Source organism: Paenibacillus sp. FSL R7-0312 (assembly GCF_038004445.1).
GTDB lineage: Bacteria > Bacillota > Bacilli > Paenibacillales > Paenibacillaceae > Paenibacillus_AQ.
Window position 1 is genome coordinate 3,666,239 of sequence record NZ_JBBORE010000001.1, and the last position, 21,965, is coordinate 3,688,203.

The 21,965-nt window shown below is 52.0% G+C and carries 18 protein-coding genes; 11 read left to right on the forward strand and 7 right to left on the reverse strand.

Annotated elements, in window-relative coordinates:
• Positions 1 to 64: 64 nt before the first annotated feature.
• Both MKX70_RS15895 and MKX70_RS15900 read right to left on the reverse strand, forming a co-directional pair.
• On the reverse strand, positions 65 to 1,390 hold the full coding sequence (locus MKX70_RS15895; protein WP_052416624.1) for a sugar phosphate nucleotidyltransferase: 1,326 nt from the start codon (positions 1,388 to 1,390) through the stop codon (positions 65 to 67).
• A 14-nt stretch (positions 1,391 to 1,404) separates the two neighbouring features.
• Positions 1,405 to 2,220 carry a DUF6492 family protein gene (locus tag MKX70_RS15900; RefSeq protein WP_340840318.1) on the reverse strand — a complete coding sequence of 272 codons (816 nt, stop codon included), beginning with the start codon at positions 2,218 to 2,220 and terminating at the stop codon, positions 1,405 to 1,407.
• A 212-nt stretch (positions 2,221 to 2,432) separates the two neighbouring features.
• Here MKX70_RS15900 and MKX70_RS15905 point away from each other — a divergent pair, with 212 nt between their 5' ends.
• The 3 genes from MKX70_RS15905 (at position 2,433) to MKX70_RS15915 (ending at position 5,356) form a co-directional block, all read left to right on the forward strand.
• Positions 2,433 to 3,188: a YheC/YheD family protein gene (locus MKX70_RS15905; RefSeq protein WP_340840319.1), complete on the forward strand. Its 756-nt coding sequence runs from the start codon at positions 2,433 to 2,435 to the stop codon at positions 3,186 to 3,188.
• 303 nt (positions 3,189 to 3,491) lie between these two features.
• Positions 3,492 to 3,923, forward strand: coding sequence for a MarR family winged helix-turn-helix transcriptional regulator (locus MKX70_RS15910; RefSeq protein ID WP_197072959.1), 432 nt, complete (start codon positions 3,492 to 3,494; stop codon positions 3,921 to 3,923).
• A gap of 44 nt (positions 3,924 to 3,967) precedes the next feature.
• Complete coding sequence (locus MKX70_RS15915) at positions 3,968 to 5,356, forward strand: MATE family efflux transporter (RefSeq protein ID WP_340840320.1); 1,389 nt, start codon at positions 3,968 to 3,970, stop codon at positions 5,354 to 5,356.
• A gap of 1,036 nt (positions 5,357 to 6,392) precedes the next feature.
• Here MKX70_RS15915 and MKX70_RS15920 read toward each other — a convergent pair.
• Both MKX70_RS15920 and MKX70_RS15925 read right to left on the reverse strand, forming a co-directional pair.
• Positions 6,393 to 6,839: a hypothetical protein gene (locus tag MKX70_RS15920; RefSeq protein WP_340840321.1), complete on the reverse strand. Its 447-nt coding sequence runs from the start codon at positions 6,837 to 6,839 to the stop codon at positions 6,393 to 6,395.
• 79 nt (positions 6,840 to 6,918) lie between these two features.
• A complete protein-coding gene (locus MKX70_RS15925) occupies positions 6,919 to 7,095 on the reverse strand; it encodes a hypothetical protein (RefSeq protein WP_340840322.1) in 177 nt (58 codons plus the stop codon).
• 14 nt (positions 7,096 to 7,109) lie between these two features.
• Between MKX70_RS15925 and fabZ the strand changes: the two genes are divergently transcribed.
• From fabZ to MKX70_RS15960, 7 genes are all read left to right on the forward strand, one after another.
• Entirely contained in the window at positions 7,110 to 7,538 is a 429-nt protein-coding gene (fabZ, locus tag MKX70_RS15930) for a 3-hydroxyacyl-ACP dehydratase FabZ (protein ID WP_340840323.1), read from the forward strand.
• Positions 7,539 to 7,649: 111 nt separating this feature from the next.
• Positions 7,650 to 8,669: a LacI family DNA-binding transcriptional regulator gene (locus MKX70_RS15935; RefSeq protein ID WP_340784191.1), complete on the forward strand. Its 1,020-nt coding sequence runs from the start codon at positions 7,650 to 7,652 to the stop codon at positions 8,667 to 8,669.
• 183 nt (positions 8,670 to 8,852) lie between these two features.
• Positions 8,853 to 9,833 (forward strand): ABC transporter permease, encoded by a 981-nt coding sequence (locus MKX70_RS15940; RefSeq protein WP_340840324.1) that lies wholly within the window; start codon positions 8,853 to 8,855, stop codon positions 9,831 to 9,833.
• A gap of 15 nt (positions 9,834 to 9,848) precedes the next feature.
• Positions 9,849 to 10,736 carry a carbohydrate ABC transporter permease gene (locus MKX70_RS15945; RefSeq protein WP_340784194.1) on the forward strand — a complete coding sequence of 296 codons (888 nt, stop codon included), beginning with the start codon at positions 9,849 to 9,851 and terminating at the stop codon, positions 10,734 to 10,736.
• A 66-nt stretch (positions 10,737 to 10,802) separates the two neighbouring features.
• Positions 10,803 to 12,443: a sugar ABC transporter substrate-binding protein gene (locus MKX70_RS15950; protein ID WP_340840325.1), complete on the forward strand. Its 1,641-nt coding sequence runs from the start codon at positions 10,803 to 10,805 to the stop codon at positions 12,441 to 12,443.
• 61 nt (positions 12,444 to 12,504) lie between these two features.
• Positions 12,505 to 13,860: a glycoside hydrolase family 30 protein gene (locus MKX70_RS15955; RefSeq protein WP_340840326.1), complete on the forward strand. Its 1,356-nt coding sequence runs from the start codon at positions 12,505 to 12,507 to the stop codon at positions 13,858 to 13,860.
• Between the two features lie 139 nt (positions 13,861 to 13,999).
• Positions 14,000 to 14,992 carry a Gfo/Idh/MocA family protein gene (locus tag MKX70_RS15960; protein ID WP_340840327.1) on the forward strand — a complete coding sequence of 331 codons (993 nt, stop codon included), beginning with the start codon at positions 14,000 to 14,002 and terminating at the stop codon, positions 14,990 to 14,992.
• 126 nt (positions 14,993 to 15,118) lie between these two features.
• Here the strand turns inward: MKX70_RS15960 and MKX70_RS15965 are convergent, their stop codons facing one another.
• The 3 genes from MKX70_RS15965 to MKX70_RS15975 form a co-directional block, all read right to left on the reverse strand.
• Positions 15,119 to 16,135, reverse strand: a complete 1,017-nt coding sequence (locus MKX70_RS15965; protein ID WP_340840328.1) for an ABC transporter substrate-binding protein — start codon at positions 16,133 to 16,135, stop codon at positions 15,119 to 15,121.
• Positions 16,136 to 16,688: 553 nt separating this feature from the next.
• On the reverse strand, positions 16,689 to 18,299 hold the full coding sequence (locus MKX70_RS15970; protein ID WP_340840329.1) for a helix-turn-helix domain-containing protein: 1,611 nt from the start codon (positions 18,297 to 18,299) through the stop codon (positions 16,689 to 16,691).
• Complete coding sequence (locus MKX70_RS15975) at positions 18,296 to 20,035, reverse strand: sensor histidine kinase (RefSeq protein ID WP_340840330.1); 1,740 nt, start codon at positions 20,033 to 20,035, stop codon at positions 18,296 to 18,298. Before MKX70_RS15975 ends, MKX70_RS15970 begins: the two co-directional genes overlap by 4 nt.
• 318 nt (positions 20,036 to 20,353) lie before the next feature.
• On the opposite strand from MKX70_RS15975, the gene MKX70_RS15980 reads away from it, so the two are divergent.
• Entirely contained in the window at positions 20,354 to 21,961 is a 1,608-nt protein-coding gene (locus MKX70_RS15980; protein WP_042238065.1) for an extracellular solute-binding protein, read from the forward strand.
• The last annotated feature ends 4 nt before the right edge of the window (positions 21,962 to 21,965 follow it).

Here is a 21,965-nt window from a genome sequence, read left to right on the forward strand (position 1 = left end):
GCGTTTGAGATATCCCTTTTTGTTTGTAGCGGCGGATGCGAAGAACAAGCCTTGAAACTTCTTATCAGCTGCCATATACCCGCCTCTCATCGCCTGGATCACTGATCCGTACCTCAATAAGCTTCAAGGTGCTGACAGCCCTGACCGCATGCCGGTCTCCACGGGCTATAGTGAATATTCCCCCTGCCGATGCTGCGGCTGCGGCTCCATTCACCGTGACCTCACCGTGGCCCGATACAATCATCCATGTCTTGGCAGAATGCTGACAGTCCATTTCCGGGATGTCATGCTCCGGCAGCAGTGTTAGCATCATCGTAAGTACAAGGCGGATGCCATTTGCTGCCTGGTCCAGAAGGGTATAGCTGCCCCAGCCGGTCTCACCGTACCTCGGTTCCTGAACAGAATGCTCTTGCAGGATGTCCTTGATCATGTTTGCTTCCTTCCTGGCTGCAACCAGGATGCCTTCGGGGCTCGCTATGGCGACTATGCCGGGTACACCGATTACATGCAGCGGAACCTTCAGCTCGTTGACGATATGGGTATCCCGGCATTCCCCCCATAAGCCTCCTTCGCCAGTCAACGGGGAGTCCAGCCGGGCAGTCAGCATATCCCAGCTTCCCAGATCAGACCACTCCCCCTTATGCCGCACAACGACTGCTTTGGTGCTGTGCTCCGCCACTTCCTTGTCAAAGCTGCGGACCGGAAGTCCGGCATATTGAGCAGCAAATGCCGCATGATCAGTGGGCAGCCCCATCCTCTGCAGATGCGACAGCAGGAAGCTTAGCCGAAACGCGAATACCCCGCAGTTCCATAAGGCATGCTCCTGCATCAGCTCCCGCGCTTTGGCGATATCCGGTTTCTCTGCAAAAGAGAGCACCTGAGCATACGCCTCCATGCCTCCTTGTGCCGGGACAATATAGCCGTATTGATCCGAAGGATGGGCAGGTTGAGTTCCAAGCAGGAGGAGCTCTGCCTGTGAGGCTGCCAGAATATCCGGAAACTTAGGAAACAGCCGGAAGAAGTCTTCGTCCGCATACATATCAGCCGGAGCGATGCAGATGATGTCCTCCAGTTTAGCCTTTCCTGCGGAGTACAAATGCAGGGCGCCATAGGCGGCTGCCGTAAATGTGCCGCGTTTGTAAGGCTCCCCGATCACCTGGAATTTTTTTCCGGTATAGCGCCGGGTGATGGCCAGCTGCTCCTGATGCGCAACGAACAGCACGGATCCGTCAAGTCCCGCTTGACCGAGCTGCCGGCATACGCGTCCGATCATGGACTCTGTGCCCCCGTCAGGTGCAGGAAGCAGCGGCAGGAACATCTTGGAACGGATGCTGCCGGAGAGGGGCCATAGCCGCATACCGGAGCCCCCGCTTAGAAGAATAGTATGCAAGGCGGTCTGCCTCCTTAAGGTTTGGGCGGAGTGGAATATCCCTTGCGCTGATGGAAGGACAGCGAACGGTACGTACGGGCATACTTCTGAAGCTGCGCTTTGCCCAGGGAGGCCGCCGGAGTCTTCAGAGCTTTATTGTTGGCGTTCCTGAGCAGCACAGCGGCGCTGTTCCTGCTGTACACATAGTTGGCATAGGTTTCGAATTCGGAGAAGCCGAACTGCTTCGTTTTGTCGATGGAGCGGAGGATAGCGGCATGCCAGGGCATCCCGTGCCGGGCTTCAATCATTCTTTTGAGACTGGCCAGCTTCGCGGACTCGAACAGCATATAGTGTGTAACAAAAGACTTAGGGGAAGGAGCGGCGGCGCCGAGCAGCTTCCGGTAGGTGCGGAAATATTCCGGCTGGCTCCAGCTGCGGCAGTAAAAGATGCTTTTCCCGCCGGAACGGAAACGATGGGGGCGAATCAGCACCGTATCCGCATCAACCACCAGGAAGAATTTCTCGCGGCAAATATGATCCCCGTTCATTTTAAGCAGCTGCTGGTACAGCCAGCCGGAACGGTTCCAGCGGGAAGAGGAGTAGCGGATAGCTTTCTTAGTGAACGGCAGAACGGTGGTTTCATCGACAAAAACACAATTTTTGCAGGAGCATAGCCTTCTGATCTTGCTGCTGTTCGGCGAGACAATATAAATATGGCTGATAGGGTGGCGGACGTAACGGCGGAGACTGTCGATTACATGGGGGAGGGTGGCAAGATCCTTTTCAATAGCCGGGATCAGGACATCGATTGGAGGACCATTTTTCGTTACATTTTCCGAAGCATCTGACATGGGTTCATCTCCGTACCTATATTGACACTTGAGCGCCTGCACTAGGGTATGCCTGCGGATTAACGGTTGACAGGGCAATGATCCTGCTGAAAGATAATCTTCCCGTAGGGGGCAGATGCTTTATTCAAATACGCCTTCTTCCGCATAGAATGCAGCGACTATGCAAATCAAGGGAGGATGGAAAGCTCCTTCCCGGACAGGAGAGTGTATGCGTGACAGCCAAGCAGGTTCAGTCAGGTCAGAGCAAATGGTACAAGACCCGATTATTGCTTAAGAACCAAACCATTTCCCCGTTCATTCCGGATACCCGGAGGTTTACCAGACGAAATCTGGAGCAGATGATTCACAGCTATGGAATGATTTATGTCAAGCCGGAACGGGGAACCTATGGCAATGGAGTGATCCGCGCTGAGCGGGGGGAACGGCAGGGGTATACGTACCAGTATGAGGAAACGCGGCGCCATTTCGATACGTTTGAAGCTTTTCATAAAAGTCTGGCGAAGAAGATCGGCAGAAAGAGCTATCTGGTTCAAAAAGGTATCCATCTGCTGAAGCAGGGCGGGCGCCGCTTTGACCTCCGGGTGATGGTGCAGCTCAGCCCCAAGGGCGTTTGGGAGGCTACCGGGATCATTGGCCGGCTGGGCCATCCGCGCAAAATAGTCACCAACTACCACAGCGGCGGCAAACCGACCGCAGTGGAGCAGTTGCTCTCTACCCATCTGTCGGCCCACCAGCTCGTACAGCTGAAGGGTGAACTGAACCGTCTGGGCACACGCATCGCGGTTCAAATGCAGAAGACCTATCCTCACCACCGGCAATTCGGTGTAGACATCGGTCTTGACCGGACGCTCAAGCCGTGGATTATTGAAGTGAACATGAATCCAGACCCGTATATTTTTAATCAGCTTAAGGATAAATCCATGTACCGCAGAGTGATGAGGTACCGGCGTTTTAGCCTGAAGCCATAGAGCATACGAAGAAGGCCTGCCAGCGTGCGAGGCCTTTCTTTTGTAATAATTATTTATATAGGCTTACGCTTAGCTAGCAGGAGTCAACCAGACGGCTTGGCCGATTCGTCATTGACGCTGTTTAAACTCAGTTTACATTCCCTAAGTACATTAGGTCTGCAGCGGATCATGGCTATGCCGAGAGGAGGAGAGGCCCGGGCTGCTTCGATATCCAGTTAATTAGAACCTTGACAGTTAGAATTCTATCTAATATGCTTACTGTATTACTTAGAATTCTATCTAAAATGACAAGGGGAAATGAAGATGGCCGAACCCATTTTGCATACACCGTATTCAGATTTGATCCGTGAGATTGGACTCAAGCTTAAGAGCTCTGCCGATGCCCGGCTGAACGAGCTGGGACTGAACTCCGCACAAGGCCGGATGATCGGATATATCTATGAGAATCAGGACAAAGGTGTGATCCAGAAGGATCTGGCGGAGCAGTTCAAGCGGCGAGGGGCCAGCATCACCAGCATGCTCCAGGGCCTGGAGAAAAAAGGCTACATCGCACGCGTCACCCATGAGAAGGATGAGCGTCAGAAGAAGCTGACCGTATTGGAGAAGGGAGTCATCCTGGTCGAGGAGTTCAACCTGATGTTCTCGGATGTCGAAGCCGGTATTACCCGGCAGCTCAGCAAGGAGGAGGCAGCAACCCTATTGTCGCTGCTGTCCAAAGTTAATCAAAGCTTGTAATGGAATGAATTTGATTATGAAGATACACGTTCGGAGGAATGAATATGAACAAGGAAGTATCCAACCAATATTACCTGGAATCCGCTCCAATGAAAAAGGCGATATTCCATTTGTCAGTTCCCATGATGATCGGCATGTCGGTCGGAACGGTCTACAATGTGATCAACGCGTATTTCATCGGCCTGCTGCATAATACGGGGATGCTGACGGCGATTACGCTGGGCTTGCCGATTTTTACCGTCCTGATGGCCTTCGGCAATGTGTTTGGAGTAGGCGGCGGAACCTTCGTCACCCGGCTGGCCGGAGAGAAGAATACGGAGAAGGGTAAGCGGATCGCCGGATATACCTTCTATGCAAGCATCATCGCCGGAATCGTTATCGCCCTGCTGGCGCTGCTGGCGATTAATCCGCTCACCCGCCTGCTCGGTGCGGATGCGGCAACCTTCGATTACACGAAGACCTATGCCCTGACGATGTTCGCCGGCGGCTTCGCGATTGTGCTTAACTTTGCGCTTGAACAGCTGGTCCGCGCGGAGGGGGCCTCGAAGGAGTCGATGTACGGCATTTTCATCAGCACGGCGCTCAGCCTGATCTTTGACCCGCTGTTTATCCTGATTCTGGGCTGGCATGTAGCCGGAGCGGCGCTGGCCATGTGTCTCGCTAACCTTGGTTCGGCACTCTATTATCTCTATTATCTGGAGAAACGGAGTCAGAATCTCAGGGGGTTCCTGAAGCATTTCAGAATATCCCTACAGGATAAGCTGGAGATCTATAAAGTCGGCATCACTGAGCTGCTGCAATGCGCTTTTCTGATTGTGACCACACTACTGCTTAATAACTATTCCATCCAGTATGGTGATAATGTCGTAGCCGGGTTTGGGGTGGCCCTGAGAATTGTGCAGATTCCCGAGTTCCTGTCGATGGGACTGTTCCTGGGCCTGATCCCGCTCTTTGCCTTTAACTATGCCAGCAGGAACAGAGCCAGACTTACCTCAAGTATTAAGTATGCTTTTGGCTATATCGCAAGCATCGCGGTGGTATTTGTCAGTCTGGTCTATGTGTTCCGGGGACCTATCCTGCATTTATTCTCCAGCGATAACTCAGTGATCAGCATGGGGATTTATATCCTGGCAGCCATGCTCATCTCCGCGCTGTTCAATGGTTTTACCGGTCTGTTCATGAGCATCTTCCAGGCCACGGGCCAAGCCGCCGAGGCGGGGATTATGGCTGTTACGCAAGGTGTGCTCTATATCCCGGTGATTATCGTGCTGCATTATTTCTTCGGACTGCATGGCGTGATCTGGTCCATGACCGTTACCGAGGTGACGACAAGCCTTCTGGGCGCGATCCTGTTCATCGGCTTCAAGCGGAAGCTGAGAAACATGGCTAGTGTAGATGATCTGGAGGCTGCTGCCCCGGCGTTGTCGGTGTGACGCCGCCTGAAGCTTGAAGCCCTGAAGTCCTAAGTGAATTACTTAGATTTCTTTAAAAACCTTGAATCTATATAGGGTAAACTTAGAATCTGAATTGCTGCATGGACGAACCCTTGCTCTGCAGGAGGGGCGTCCATCGGCTGATCAACATTCTTAAGTTAAACTATATACAAGGTTTTTTGGTCGTTTAGGAAATTATACGATGAATCCATCGGCCCCCCCCCGAGAGTAGGCAATGAGAGGGAATGAGGGGTAAGAGTGATTCCGCTGGAAGTCGGCTGTGAGAGAAAATGAGGGGTAAAAGTGCCCTGATTCCGGTGGAAGTCGGCTGTGAGAGAAAATGAGGGGTAAAAGTGCCCCTGATTCCGGTAGAAATGGGGCTGAAGAGGGAAATGAGGGGCAAAAGTGCCCCTGGTTCCGGTGGAAGTGGGCCTGAAGTGGGAAATGAGGGGCAAAAGTGCCCCTGGTTCCGGTGGAAGCGGGCGTAGAGACGTAAATGAGGGGCAACAGTGCCCCTGGTTCCGGTATAGGCGGGCCTGTAGTGGAAATGAGGGGCAAAAGTGCCCCTGGTTCCGGTGGAGGTGGGCCTGTAGAGGTAAATGAGGGGCAAAAGTGCCCCTGATTTCGGTATAGGCGGGCCTGTAGAGGTAAATGAGGGGCAATAGTGCCCCTGGTTCCGGTGCAGGTGGGCCTGTAGAGGTAAATGAGGGGCAAAAGTGCCCCTGGTTCCGGTGGAAGCGGGCGTGGAGAGGTAAATGAGGGGCAACAGTGCCCCTGGTTCCGGTGGAAGCGGGCGTGGAGAGGTAAATGAGGGGCAACAGTGCCCCTGGTTCCGGTGAAAAATAGAGGGATAAATCCCACTAATTACGCCGAAAGTAGGCAGAATGAGAGGAATAGAGGGATCCCACTAATTACGCCGAAAGTAGGCGGGACGAGTGGAATTAGAGGGATAAATCCCTTTAATTCTGCTGCAAGTGGGCTAGTGAGTGGAACGAAGGGGGACAGCGTCTCTCAATACGCCTCCATCGCCTGTACCCTATAACACTCCGTCCCCACTCACCTCCCAACTTGTGCTTGCCCCTGCATCCGCGCTGCATCCGCGCTGCATCCGCGCTGCATCCGCGCTGCATCCGCGCTGCATCCGCGCTGCATCCGCGCTGCATCCGCGCTGCATCCGCGCTGCATCCGCGCTGCATCCGCGCTGCATCCGCGCTGCATCCGCGCTGCATCCGCGCTGCATCCGCGCTGCATCCGCGCTGCATCCGCGCTGCATCCGCGCTGCATCCGCGCTGCATCCGCGCTGTATCCGCGCTGCATCCGCGCTGCATCCGCGCTTTATCCGCGCTGCATCCGCGCTGCATCCGCGCTGTATCCGCGCTGCATCCGCGCTGCATCCGCGCTGTATCCGCGCTGTATCCGCGCTGTATCCGCGCTGCATCCGCGCTGCATCCGCACCGGCACCCCCCGCCCCCGCCAGTAGCACCGTCAGTCACCGGCACCCCTCGCCCCCGCCCGCACCCCGCCAGTCACCGGCACACCCCTCGCCCACGCCAGTACCACCGTCAGTCACCGGCACCCACCGCCCTCGCCGCCGTGTGACCGTGCAACCGTGCTACTCCACCGGCCCGCTGTCCGCCGCCGCGCCCTCCCGCACTCACCGCCCCATCCGCCGCAGCCACTCCAACTCCTGCATAGCTAAAGCCCGCTGCTTTATAGTAAAATGAGATAAATTTAATCACAGAAGAGTTACCGTATGCTGGACGTTAATGAAATTCAGGCGCGGGTTCCCCACCGTTATCCGTTTCTGCTGGTAGACCGGATCACCGAGCTTGAAGAAGGCAAGCGGGCGGTAGGAATTAAGAATGTGAGTATAAACGAACCGATCTTCCAGGGGCATTTCACCGGATACCCGGTGATGCCGGGTGTATTGATTGTAGAGGCGCTGGCTCAGGTAGGCGGTATAGCCATGTCCAAGCAGGAAGAGAGCAGAAGCACCTTCGGACTGCTCACGGGAATAGACAACTGCCGGTTTAAACGTCAAGTGAAGCCGGGAGATCAGCTGCGCCTTGAATTTGAGGTCACCCGCGTCAAAGGGATGATTGTAAAAGGAACCGGGACCGCCACTGTAGAGGGTGAGCGGGTGTGCGAGGCAGAGATTATGTTTGCGTTCAGCGGGCAATAACTAGCGGAAAAGGTGGCTGGAGAAAGATCATGAGAAAAAGTGTTGTATTTAAAACGGTTTCATGCTATTTTATAAACTATAAAAACGTTTTTATTGCAGAGGAACATTGATATGGGAAAGATAACAATCAAAGACGTGGCCAGAGAAGCGGGCGTCTCCATCTCCACGGTCTCCAACGCCTTGAATGACGTGGATGTACTCAACCCGGAGACCAAATCCCATGTGCTGAAGGTAGCGCAGCGCCTGAATTATGTTCCGAACCTGAACGGTAAGCTGCTGAAGTCCGGTACGACCAAGATGCTGGGGTTCTTCACCACAAGTGTGTCAGGTCCATACTTCTACAAGCTGGTAGAATCCATGGCCCGTCAGTGCGACCGCCTAGGCTACGGGCTGAATGTATTTGTCACCAAGGACAAACAAGTGGTCATGAGCAATATTCTCGGGCGACGCGTGGATGGTGTCATTATCTACGAGGAGCTGGGCATCGATGAGAAGGACATTGCCGCGATGAAGAAAGACAAGATTAAGGCAGTGTTTCTGGACCGGGTGCTGGAGGACGAAGGGATGGGGAGCATCATTTTTGATTCTTTTGAATCAGGCTATGAGGCTACCAAATATTTAATCGGCCTGGGGCATAAGAAAATTGCCTATATCTCCGGCGTAGATACGATGTTCGACAGCGTACAGCGGCGGGAAGGTTATCTGGCAGCGCTCCGCCAATATCAGCTTCCGGAAGATGAGGATTATATTCTTCAGGGTTATTTTGAGGAAGACAGCACCTATAATGCCGTGAAGTCCTTTATCCGCGTGCATCCCGAGAAATTACCTGATGCCTTCCTGGCCGGTAATGATATCAGTGCGATCGGCTGTATCCAGGCGCTTAAGAGCTACGGGTATGAGGTGCCGGAGGATGTCAGCGTAATGGGCTTCGATGATATTGATATCGCTCCATACTACTCGCCGCCGCTCACGACAGTGCGGAATCAGATCGCAAGGCAGGGCATGCTGGCAATTGACCATCTGGTGCGCATGATTCAAGAGAAGGAGCAGGGCGCCGTACAGAAATTGCAGGGTGAACTTGTTGTAAGAGGCTCAAGCCATGTAAAGATGGACCGGAATGACCGCCCTTAGAGAGTAGAAGTGGTCGTTTCCAGATATAAGCATCCATATGTTTTCACACGATTAGGTTTCCTTCTGTTTCTACTTCATTGTTATATAAAAATATGCACAGCAGGGGGGCTTTTTTTTGCGCAGAAATAAAAACGTTTTTATTGATTTAAATATCTGATTTCTTGATTTGGAGGGGAGAAGAACGTGAATAAAACAGCTGTAGTACCGGCAACTTCAATGCCGCCGAACGCCAAGAAGCCTATGGGGCAGCGGATCAAAGAATTTGTAATCGATTACAAAAGGCAGTGGGAGATTCAATCCATGATTCTGCCGGGCATTATTTTTATGATTATTTTTTGCTACATACCGATTTACGGTCTGACAATTGCCTTCAAGAACTACACGGTCATAGACACACTGTCTACTGCACCCTGGGTGGGACTGGATAACTTCAAGATTATTCTGTCTGACGAATATTTCTGGGACGCGGTCGTGAACACGCTGGGCATCAGCTTCCTGAAGCTGGCGATCGGGTTCGTGATACCAATTATTTTGGCGATTATGATCTATGAGCTGAACATGGGCCGGTTCAAAAAATTCGTCCAGACGATCTCCTATCTGCCGCATTTCCTGTCATGGATCGTACTCGGCGGGATGCTGATCACCTGGTTCTCTACTTCCGGCTTGTTCAATGAGCTGCTGCTGAATCTGGGACTGATCTCGAAGCCGTCCAACATTCTACTGGATTCCGGAAAGTACTGGTGGATTGCCACGTTGTCCGATATCTGGAAAGAAGCCGGGTGGGGCACAATTCTGTATCTGGCCATTATGTCAAAAATCGATCCGACCTACTACGAGGCGGCCAAAATAGATGGAGCCAGCCGGCTCCGGCAAATCTGGAATATCACTCTTCCGAACATGAAGTCAATTATCAGCCTGAATCTGATTCTGACTGTAAGCGGTTTACTCGGCTCCAATCTGGATCAGACGCTGGTCCTCATGAACTCCCAGAACCGGGCGAGAGCCGAAGTTATCAACTCTTATGTATACCGTATGGGGATGACGCAAGGTGATTTCTCGTATGCGACCGCCGTTGGTTTGGGTGTCTCCATCGTATCGGTGATCCTGCTGGTTACGGCGAACAAAATCACCAGTAAATTGAATGATAATCAATCCGTGTTATAAAGGGAGGCATGTGCTGTGAACCGAAAGGTGGTTAAAGAAGATATCGACAGCCGGATCTTTGACGCGGTCAATATGGTTCTGCTGATAATCTTCATGGTTATTATTCTCGTTCCCTTATGGAACGTCATTATTTCATCCTTGAGCTCAGGCAAGGCGCTTGCCGAAGGCGGATTTATCTTCTGGTCCAAGGAATTCTCCCTGGAGAATTACCGCGCCGTATTCAATGACAGCAGCATCGGGCAGTCCTTCCTGGTCTCCATCTCCAAAACCTTTGTCGGGGTTTTCACCCATGTGTTCTTCTGCGCCATGATCGGCTACGGTCTCAGCAAAAGATACATCCGCGGCCGCAAGCTGTATGTGACGATGGGCGTGATTACGATGTTTTTCTCAGGCGGGATGATTCCGACCTACCTGCTCATTAAATCGCTTGGACTTCTGAACAGCTTCTGGGTGTATATCATACCCGCATTATTCAGCTATTACGACGTTGTCATTCTGATGAACTTTTTCCGGAATGTCCCGGATTCGCTGGAAGAATCGGCCAAGATTGACGGCGCAGGCGACTGGCATATTTTCCTCAAAATCTTCATTCCGCTCTCCATGCCTGCGATGGCTACGATCGCCCTGTTCAACGGGGTGGGGCAATGGAACGACTTCATGACAACGAAGCTATATATCACCAATCAGGCCCTTTATCCGCTGCAGATGAAGCTGTATGAGATTATCGTGCAGTCACAGACCCAGTCGATGCAGAACATCGGGGGCTCAGCCGTGATTGAAACCACCACCAAAGGGGTTCAGCTAGCAACAATTGTCATTACTACCCTGCCGATTGTTGCGATGTATCCAGTTCTTCAAAGGTACTTTATCTCCGGCATGATGATGGGGGCGGTCAAAGAGTAGAGAAGAAGAGGGGGCGTATTTTTCAAAAGAAATCGGTTTTTACATCATATTATAGGAGGTTTATCAATGATTAAAATGAATAAAGTCCTGGGGAATAAGGGTGTTAAGCTCGCGCTGCTGCTGATGGCGGCAATGCTGGCGGTGGCAGGCTGCAGCTCAAACGGCGGTTCGAAGAAGGGCAGCGATGTCTCAATAGAAGACCGCTACACGGTGGACCCGGAAACTCCGGCCTGGCAGCTGGATAAAAAGTCAGAGACTACGGAATTGACCTGGTATGTCAACGCGGACTGGTGGAATACGGACTTCGGCAAGGATGTGGTGACCAAGAAGATCAAAGAGGATCTGAACATCGACATCAAGTTCATTACGGGAGACGACACCAAGCTGAATACGTTCTTCGCGGGTGGCGATATGCCGGATCTGCTGACGATTTTCGACTCGAACTCTCCGGTCGTGCAGAAGGCCGCTACCTGGGCGCTCCCGCTGAATGATCTGGCCGAGAAATATGATCCTTACTTCAACAAGGTTGCTGCGGCCGACACGCTGAACTGGTTCCAACTGAAAGACGGCAAAACCTACGGCTATCCTAACTATTCCAATACACAGGCTGATTATGACAGCGGTAACATTCCGGCCAAAACGGCTTTTGTTATCCGCAAGGATGTCTATGAAGCACTGGGCAGCCCCTCCTTCGGGACCCCGGAAGAATTCAAGAATGTCATGAATCAGATCAAAACACAGTTCCCTGACATGATTCCTTTTGGATTCAACTCCATTGGGGAAGGCACAGGCTCGCTCGGGGATGTGCTGCAGGATTTCATCGGCGTTCCGCTGGAAACGGAAGACGGCAAGTTCTACAACCGCAATCTGGATGAGGATTATCTGACCTGGCTGCGGACGCTGAATGCTGTATACAGAGACGGGGCGATCAGTGATGACAGCTTCGCCGATGACGGTACAGGTTTTGAGGAAAAAGTGAAATCCGGTAAATATGCCACGATGCTGCTCGACGGTACTCCACAGCAGGGCGGGAATCTGCAGATCTTCATGAGTGCTAATCCGGGAAAAGAGTACATTGCCATCGATGGTCCGCAGAGCACAGTGGGACATCAGCCGACCCTCAATCAGTCCGGGATTACCGGCTGGATGATCAGCTACATCACCAAGGACTGCAAGGACCCGGCCAAAGCGATTCAAATCTTCACGTACCTGCTTAGCGAAGAAGGCCAGAAGCTGATGAACTATGGTATTGAAGGCGAGACCTACAAGGCAAATAGCGACGGTACGGTAGAACTGCTGCCGGAAGTGAAGGATCTGCAGCTGAATAATGCGGATAAGTTCAAGAAGGATTACCGGATGGGCGAATTCATGTTCTTCGGGCATGACCGCCACAAAGCGCTGAGCAAGGATGCCTTCCCTGAATCGATCAAGCAAATGCAGGAATGGGGCCACGGCAAGCTGAAACCGCATTTCATCCTGGAGAACATCAATCCCGATCAGGGTACAGCCGAAGCACGCGGCCTGACGGCGATTAACACCACCTGGAATACAACAATGGTAAGTATGATCCGTGCCAAGGATGATGCAGCCTTTGACAGTACCTTGGCTGATTATAAAGCCTTCCTGGACAAAAACAGCTGGGATAAGATCGTAGAAATCCGCAGCGGGAAGATGCAAGCCAACAAGGAAAAGCTGGGCATTAAATAAGCAAGGCACAGGAAGGGGCCCGCTTTGGGCCCTTTTGCATAAAAAGATGGAGGGATAACACATGCGGAAAATTATCATGTATCAGTCTAACGGAGAAGACGAGCTGTTTGTGGAGCAGTCAGTTGCACAACTGCCGCAAATTTCTGCTGATACGGTTACTGCCACAGTTGAGATAGATGCCAGTCATACGTATCAGGAGATGGATGGGTTCGGGGCCTCCTTCACGGACTCGGCCGCTTATCTGATTCATCAGGTGCTTGACGAGGAGCAAAGAACGGAAGTAATGAGCAAGCTGTTCCACCCGCAGGACGGGATAGGATTGTCCTTCCTGCGGAATCCGATGGGGGCATCGGATTATGCCAGAACGGTCTACAGTTATAATGATCTGCCTGAGAACGAGACAGATCCCGGATTGTCCGGGTTCTCCATAGCCCATGATGAAGCGGATATTATTCCTTTATTGCAGCAGGCGTTGAAGCTGAATCCGGAAATCAAGCTGATGGCTTCACCCTGGAGCGCACCGGGCTGGATGAAGACCAGCGGGTCGATGATTACCGGTCAGCTGAAGCCGGAGCACTATCAGGTGTATGCGGACTATTTCGTCTGCTATATTCAGGACTTCGCGGCTCATGGTCTGCCTACCTATGCCGTCACTGCGCAGAATGAGCCGCTCTATGAACCGCAGCATTATCCGGGCATGCTGATGCTGCCGGAGGAGCAGCTGGAGTTCATCCGCGACTATCTGAAGCCAAGCTTCAGGAAGAATGGAATTGAAGCCAAAATCCTCTGCTACGATCACAACTGGGACCGGCCGGATTATCCGCTGACCGTTCTTGAGCAGGCCGAAGCGGAAGTGGATGGTGTAGCCTGGCACTGGTATGGCGGTGCACCGGCTGCGCAGTCAGAAGTGCTGGCGGCTTATCCCGGCAAAGAAGTACACTTCACCGAAGGCTCGGGCGGGGAATGGATTCCGCCGTTTGAGCAGGCGTTCTCCAATGTGATGCGCACGGGAATTGAGATTTTGCGGAATCACAGCAAGTCGTTCGTGCTGTGGAATATGGCGCTGGATGAACAGAATGGTCCAACCGTTCCCGGCTTCGGCAAGAGTACCTGCCGCGGAGTAGTGACGGTCAACCAGCAGACCAGGGAGCTTACATATACCCTGGATTATTACGCGCTGGCGCATTTCAGCAAAGTCATCCGGCCCAAGGCGCTGCGCGTTGCTTCTGCCGCTAGCAATGAGCAAGTACGCTCCGTTGCCTTCCGCAACAGTGACGGATCGTTTGCGGCGGTTTTGTTCAACGATGGGGATACGCAAGAGAAGGTAGCTGTGAAGCTGCAGGGGGGAGAGGTGCTGACCTTCTCCATGGCACCAAAAAGCGCTGTTTCATTGAAGGTGGACGGCAATAGGGAGTAGGCAGGCGTTAAGCTCCGGTCACATGCGTATATTGAATGCAGAGAAAGGACAGGGACACCTGTCCTTTTTCTAATGGCACAGCCTGCGTTAAGATATAAGCAACTAAGAAGCCTCATACGAAGAAGGAGCGATTCATCCAGTGAGTACGATCAAGCTTTGTTTCATCGGGGCAGGCTTCCATGCCGCCACGAATATATATCCTGCGGCAGTGGAAGCGAAGGCGGACATTCAGGCTATTGCGACCCGCAGCCTGGAGCGTTCGGCAGCTGCGCTTCAGCGTTTCGGGAGCAGCGGGACACCATACGGGGATTATAGAGCGATGCTCCAGAATGAAGCCTGCGACGGCGTGGTTGTGGTAGCCCAGCCCGGGGATCAGCCTTCACTTGTGCTGGACTGCATCCGGGCAGGCAAAAATGTCTATGTAGACAAACCGCTGGGCTGGAATGCAGCGGAGGCGCTTGTGATGGCAGAGGCTGCGGAGAAAGCAGGGGTTGTTCTGATGGTCGGCTTTATGAAGCGGTATGCTCCTGTGTATCAGAAACTTAAAGCACTTATTGAGGATGGAAGTCTGGGTGCCGCCAGATCTTTTCAGGTGAAGTTTGCCGTGGACAGTACCCCCTTCTGTAAGGATGAGGAACAGTTCATTAAGCTGGCGGCCATTCATATGGTCGATCTGACCCGATATTTGTTCGGAGAGGCCGCTCAGGTGTCAGGCATGTCGGGCAGCAGCGGGGAGTGTATCTCGCAGAGTCTCTCCATAAAGTTTGCCAGCGGTGTAGTGGGCAGCCTGTCTTTCTCCGGCATGAGCGCATGGTCCAGGGAGAGCGAGAGTGTGCTGGTTACTTTCGACCAGGGGTTTGCCCTTGCCGATGAGCTCAACACGCTTAAGATCCACAGATCGTATTCCGGCAGCAGGCTGCCGTGGCAATCGCTGGAGGAGCAGGATACCGTCCTGACACCTTCGGCTTCGGCGATGTCCGGCGGTCTTAGAGATCTGTATCTCCGGGGTTTTGTCGGGGAAATGGAGCATTTCATGGACTGCTGCCGGAAGGGTCAGGCTCCGCTGTCCAGCGGAAGGGATAATGTACAGACGATGGAATTATGCGATCTGATCTTATCGGCACTGGCTTAAACTGGCGAAGAACCAGCAAGCTGATGAAGCTGAACCGGTTAGATGAATGAGCAAAGGGATGTCCCGGCCGTTAGTTGGCGGAGGACATCCCTTTCTTGATAGGCTGCATCTGGATGAAAAGTTGTGTTATTTGGTCCCCGAACTACTAAAGATACTGGTGATCTCATCCAGCAGCCTGTCCAGCGTAATCGGGTCGTCGAAGTTGTACTTGCTGTCGAAGGTGTAGACGCGGCCTTCTTTGACGGCAGGAATAGCTTTCCATAAGCCGCTATCTGTAAGTGCCGTCTGTCTCGCTACGGTTTCGCTGCTGTTGTCGGTCAGAATGAACATGTGTGTGCCGATATACTGCGTCAGCACCTCGTCGGAGATGTTCGCGAACCGTTCGTCGGCATCAATCAGCTTCTGGACACCTTCTGTCGGTTTGAATCCGAGCTGTCCGTACAGCGTTTCGTTCAGGCCTTTGTTGCCCATGATATACAGATCAGAGCCCAGGACAAGCAGGGACGTAGCGGTTTCGCCTTCTGTTAAGTTCAGCTGCTCCTTCACGGAGGAAACCTTTGCTTTATAAGCGTTGAACCAGGTATCCGCCTGTTCCGTGCGGCCGAACAATTCAGCAATCTGCCGTACACGCTCTTCCGTCGGGAAGGTGCCGTCAAGGCCGACTACTACGGTCGGTGCAATTTGGCTTAACGCCTCAATCCCGGTCTCATCCCAGTCGTCAAAAATGATCAGGTCCGGTGATAGGGCCAGGATCTTCTCAGGAGAGAAAGGGTATCCGATATCTTCAATGCCTTCGAGCAGATCGGGGTAGGCAACCTGCGTCCCGATGACGCTAAGCGAAGCCCCTATAGGCTTTATTCCAAGCGCCAGAAGGTCACCAGGATTGCTGCCGACATATACAATATGCTGCGGATCGGTCGGGATTTCTACCTCTCTCTTTTTATAATCCGTGTACAGCCGTGTTGCAGCCGTAGCGGGCTCAGTTGCCTCCGGAGTGGCAGCAGGTGCTTCAGTAGCAGCCGCCGTTGCAGCCGCAGAAGCTGGAGCTGCGTTGTTACTGTTGTTCGATTGTCCGCAGGAGGCCAGGATTAACATTAATAGAAGGAAGGTTAATGGAAGAAATATCTTTTTTGTGCTTAGCATGGGTGACGCTCCTTTATGATGGTTTGTTTTGGACTTGCGGGAGAGGATTCGATCCGTAACAGAATGAGCAGATCTTATTTCTTGCAACAACCTTGTTTGTTGCTAACTGGCCGTTTGGCAAAAAAAGTAGAAGCTCTCGCAGCGGTTTTGCTCCGTGTACTTGTAGTGAACTTAAAGGGATATATCTCTCTAACTACCACATCCCGCTATTTACAACGGATTTGAATGGTTCGCAGAGGCTGGAGGCGGTGGGAAAGGTTGGAGGTAAGCGCAGCCGGTCCTCAACTGTGAAAATGCCCTTGCACCTAAATGAAGATGATAATCATTATCACTAGATTATATTTTATTATAATAGAGAGGAACAAGAGAGTTGTCAATCCTCAACAGGTACTCTCTAAAGCTACTCATTAAGTTACTTATCCAAGCTACTCCCCAAAGGTACTCATTAAGTCACTCCTCGATACCCGCACTCTATCAGCAACAGCACAAAGATGCCGCTGCACCATCCAAGTGGTGCAGCGGCATCTTTGTGATAGAGTTGGAAATGTAGGGGCTACAGCACCGGTTGAGAATGCTGATCCTTCTTATATTCATTCGGCGGCAGGCCGACCTCCTGCTTGAACAGCTTGGAGAAATAAGAGTAGTTAGAGTAGCCTACCTTGTTCGCAATGGTATAGACGGAATGGTGGGTCGTTTCGAGCAGATGCTTGGCAGCGGCGATGCGGACCTGGATGACATAGCTGCCTAAGGAAATGCCGGTCTCCTTCTTGAACAGCCGGGCCAGATAATCCGGATTCAGGTAGACGATCTCCGCCAGATCGCCCCGGGTCAGATCATCGCCGTAATGGGTATGGATGTATTGCTTGATCTCTTCGGCTACCGACTGGGGCTGCGAGGTGAAGTCCCGGTATTTCATCGCCGTGCTGACCAGATAGTTCAGGTATTCCTCCATATCTTCAATGGAAGCCAGCGAGTGCAGCAGCAGCTGGTCATGGGTTTTGCCGGTATATAATTTGTGTACCTGAATGCCCTTCATTTTGAGGAAGGAGTAGACGAGCTGCACGATATCAAGCCGGAACAGGCTGAGGGCAGAGGTATCCAGCGCCTGGCCCCGGAGCATCCACCGCAGGTATCCGGTCACCTCGGCCAGAAAGGCGGGGAGGTTGTTCTGGTTTAAGAGCTCTTCCAGCTGAGTCAGATCCGGCGGAAGATAGGCGGCTTTGCTGTGCTGCAGATACGTCTCCACCAGGAAGGTATGGTTGCGGCTGCGGGTGATCTCCTCATCCATCGTCAGCGCAGCTTTGAAGATATTGCCGATATCGCCAAGTTCACCGGATAAGCCGATGGTACAGCAGGCATCGCATTTTAAATACGGGTTGGCTTTTTGAATAAACGAAGTACAAAGCCCTTCCAGCAGCTGAAGCTCAGGCGCCTGGTTCCATTTCAGAATGGCAATCCAGTTCGATTCCTTATATTCAAGAATACTCTCGATCGAGAAAAGCGGGCTCATGAACAGCTCATACAGCACGTTCAGCAGCGCGAAATCAAACAGATATTTCTCTTCCTTGCCCATGCTGCCGTTATGGGGGAACAGGTTGAAGAGCACGGGCTGAATGATCTCATTCATCTGATAGCTCAGATTCTGCTCCTCCATGGCCTGGAAGATGGCTGAGGTACGGATAGGGAAGGCCGTGCTGTCATTGACCAGCTTGCGCCAGAAGTGCTCGAGAATTTTCGCCTGATTCTTTTGCCAGAAATGCCCTTCCTGAATGGCTTTCTCGTTATGCTGCTGCTCTCTGGCACGGGCAATCGCTTTCTGGATAATCAGCATCAGCTTGTCGAATTCGATCGGCTTCAGGAAATACTCGAAGCTCTGCAGCTCAATCGCCTTCTGAGCATAGTTGAAATCGGCATAGTTGGTCAGCAGGATCGTCTGGATCCTGTATTGCCGCTCTCTGATCCAGGCCAGCAGCTCCAGCCCGCTCCCCTGCGGCATCTCGATATCGGAGATGAGAATCTGCACAGAATGGTTCTCCAGGATGTCCTGGGCCTGCGAGACATTATTCGCGGTGAATACGGTTTCGATCTGAAGAAGAGTCCAGTCCATTTTCTTTTGCAGTGCGGCGATTACATAGTAGTCATCATCAACCAGCAAAATATTCATAAGAGTTGCTCCGTTCCTGTTGAGAGTTCCGGCAGATCCGGTAGGCAAAGGGTGATGCATGCGCCGCCTTCTGCGGGATTGGAAAAGCTGACGGCTGCTTTGCTCAAATAGAGGTATTCCAGCCGTTTAAGCGTATTCATAATGCCAATCTGGTTGCCTTTGGACTGGTCCAGCGGCTTACCCTGCACAAGCTTATCCAGCACCTCTGCGGGGAATCCGGGACCGGTGTCGGAAATCTGGATCATGGTCATCTCTTCATTATCCATTCTGCGGCGTTTCACAGTAAGCCTGATCTGCACCTCGTTAGCTCTGGAGATCGCGTATTTGATTGAATTCTCGATAAAGGTCTGCAGCACCAGCGGAGGGATCTTCATGTCTGTAGTCTGCGCTTCCTGTTCAATCTGATAGATGAAAGCGTCCCGGTACCTGCTTTTCTGAATATCGAGATAGATCCGCACATGCTCAATCTCATCCTTAAGCAGGACAAAGTCCTCGCTGCCTTGAAAAATATATCTGAAATATTTCGAGGTGGACATCGCCATCTGCTCAATCTCCTCGTACATTTGAATCTGCGCCATGCTGTAGATGCTGGTCAGGCAATTCAGGAAGAAATGGGGCTTGATCTGCTGCTTCATGAAGTCCAGCTGGATACTCTGCTTCTCCAGTTCCTGCTCGTACATGGCGATTTTGTAATTGCGGATCTGCAGGGCCAAATCCTTGAACTGCGCGCTGGCCTCTTCGAGCTCGATGATTGTGCTGCTCTTGAACCCGGCGGGCTGGCCGTCTTCATTCAGGTGCGTCAGACTCTCCGAGAAGCTCTGGATCGGTCCAAGTACCCTGCGGTTGAAGAACAGGATGACGGCGCAGAGCGTAGAGGTGACCATGAAGAAGAGCAGCATGATGAGCAGCTGGGCGATCATAATTTTCTCAAAAGCCCCGAATTTGATCACCATCTTGGCACTGAAGGCCGTACCCGAGAATTCGCTCTTAATAATGGTGCGGGACTGGAACAGGTTCCGGATGCCCGCCTCTTCCTGCAGAGGCTTGCCGCTGTTCGAGACCAGAGTGGAGAGGTCTGTCCCGTTCTCATCAACAAGTGAAGCATAGCCGTTCGCACCCAAATTAATCTGGCGGAGCGGGGTAATGAGATTATCGGCCGAGATCATCCCGATGAAATAACGGTTGTGGTACGGAACAATGTTGATAATGTAATATTTACCGTTCACGAGTATAGGGGTCCAGCGGGAATAGAACTTCTCATACACCTCTTTATCATCAATAAAAGAAATAATCTGCTTCTTCAGCTCCCGGTAGACGGTATAATCGATGCTGATGGGGGCGCAATTCAGGAAGAAGGATTGGTTTTTTAAATAGTAGAAAAAGTTATATTCCTGCCCGTAATTCTTCTGGAGCTCTGTAAACCGTTTGTGCAAATCCTCGTTTGAATTAATAAACTCTTTGCTGGTCTTGTCGTGGGCATTCATCATATTCAGGCTCTCATCGTTCGCGAGCGTCCAGCCCATATAATGATTAATGTAGGCAAAATCATGATTAATCCGGTTGATATACAAATCGGCGGTATCCTGCAAATACCGGGTGGACTGCTGCTTGACGATGGAAATGGAAGCAACGCTGATGACAAGATCCAGAATAAGCACAATGAATGAGATCAGGATCGTGACTCTAACATAATGGCGTATCGGGTAGGGTTTGTTTCGTGCCGTTTTTTTGACCATAGTTGTCTGGTGAAGTCCTTTCCTGTATGTCCGTTTCCGGACGTACTACTTGCGAGTAGGTAACACAGTCATTATAAAACCCCGGGATCAAAAAAACATGGGGAAATCCCGGCTTTTCACCCCAAAGTCCGGATACCGCAAGTAAAAGTCTGAATAGCGTCATGAAAACTGCCTAAAACCGGGGGCTGGCTTCCCTAAATAATGTAAGCGGATGCATAGGTCCGAATAACAGGGCGTTATTGTCCGGAATGCGGAGAAGCAAGAAGGTATCATTAGGGATGTCAAAAGGATCTAATACATCGAAACGGGGGATTATGAATGGTTAAACAGAACAGGAAACCGGTGGCCAAGACGTGGGCGATCTCACTAATGGCGGCAGCGATGCTTGTCGGACTGGCCGGATGCGGCAGCGGCAACAAAGAGAATAACACGGCGGCTGTAGACACGGACAGCTTCAATAAAGAAGGCCTGCCGATCGTCAAGGAGCCGGTAACGCTTAAGGTACTGACGGTACGCTGGGGCAGCATGGGGGATACCTTCACCAAGAACCAGTGGCTGATCGATCTCGAGAAGAATACCAATGTCAAAATCGACTGGCAGGTCATGTCCTCCAATGACTGGGCCGAACAGAAATCCATTCTGCTGGCCAGCGGCACACTGCCGGATGTCGTGCTGGGCGATCAGACCTTCACCGACTCCGATATCGTGAACAATCTCAGCTATTTCCGTCCGCTGGACGATTATATTGATCAGTATATGCCTAATCTCAAGGCCGCGATGGAAGAAACACCAGATATGAAGAAGATCAGCACCTTCCCGGACGGTAAAATCTACTCCATGCCGACCCGGCTGCCTTCGCGTCCGAAGAGCTCACGCCAGCCGGTCATCAACAAAACCTGGCTCGACAAGCTGGGCCTGAAGGTTCCGGAAACGATTGACGAGCTCTACACTGTGCTCAAAGCCTTCAAGGAGCAGGACCCGAACGGAAACGGCAAAGCGGATGAAATTCCGTATATTGAAGTAAGCAATGATATGATCAGTCCGTTTGGAATTGCCGATCTGAATACCAACAACATGCTGGTTAAAGACGGCAAGGCTGTGTATTACCCGATAACGGAGGAGTACAAGGAAGGCATGAAATGGGAGAATAAGCTGTATTCCGAAGGTCTGCTCGACAAAGAGCTGTTCACCCAGGACGCTACGATGATCTCAGCCAAGTTCCAGAACCCGGATGCGCCGATCGTCGGCTTCACCTACCAGTGGACACCGGATGCCGTATTCGGCAAATGGAGTGACCAGTATGTAACGATTCCGCCGGTTGCCGGACCGGATGGTAACCGCTACACCATCGGCAATCCGATCGGGATGAGTCTGAACCGCAACGAGCTGCTGATCACTTCTTCCTGCAAAACACCGGAGATTGCCGCACGCTGGGCGGACCAGTTCTACACGAACGAAGCGAGCATTCAGAACTTCTGGGGAGCAATCGGAACGGTTATCCAGAAGAATGATAACGACACCTATACACTGATGGACCCTCCAAGCGGAACCAGCGCAGATGCCTGGTACTGGGATCAGTCCCTGCGGGACTTCGGACCGAAATATGTCAGCCCGTCCTTTGAACAGAAGATCGTACTTAACCCGGAAGCGGGCGACGGTCTTAAGCTGGAGCTCGACAAGCTGGGCAGTGAATATGTAACGACACCGTTCCCTAACGTAATGTACACTTCCGAGGAGTTCGAAGAGCTTCCGACGTTGACCACGGATATCGATACTTATGTGAACACCATGCGTGCACAGTTTATCAGCAAAGGGGATATCGACGGGAACTGGGATGCTTATGTGAAGAAGCTGAACGATATGGGTCTGGATAAGCTGGTGAAGATCCGCACGGATGCATACGGACGTTACAACAGCGTGAAATAAAGGC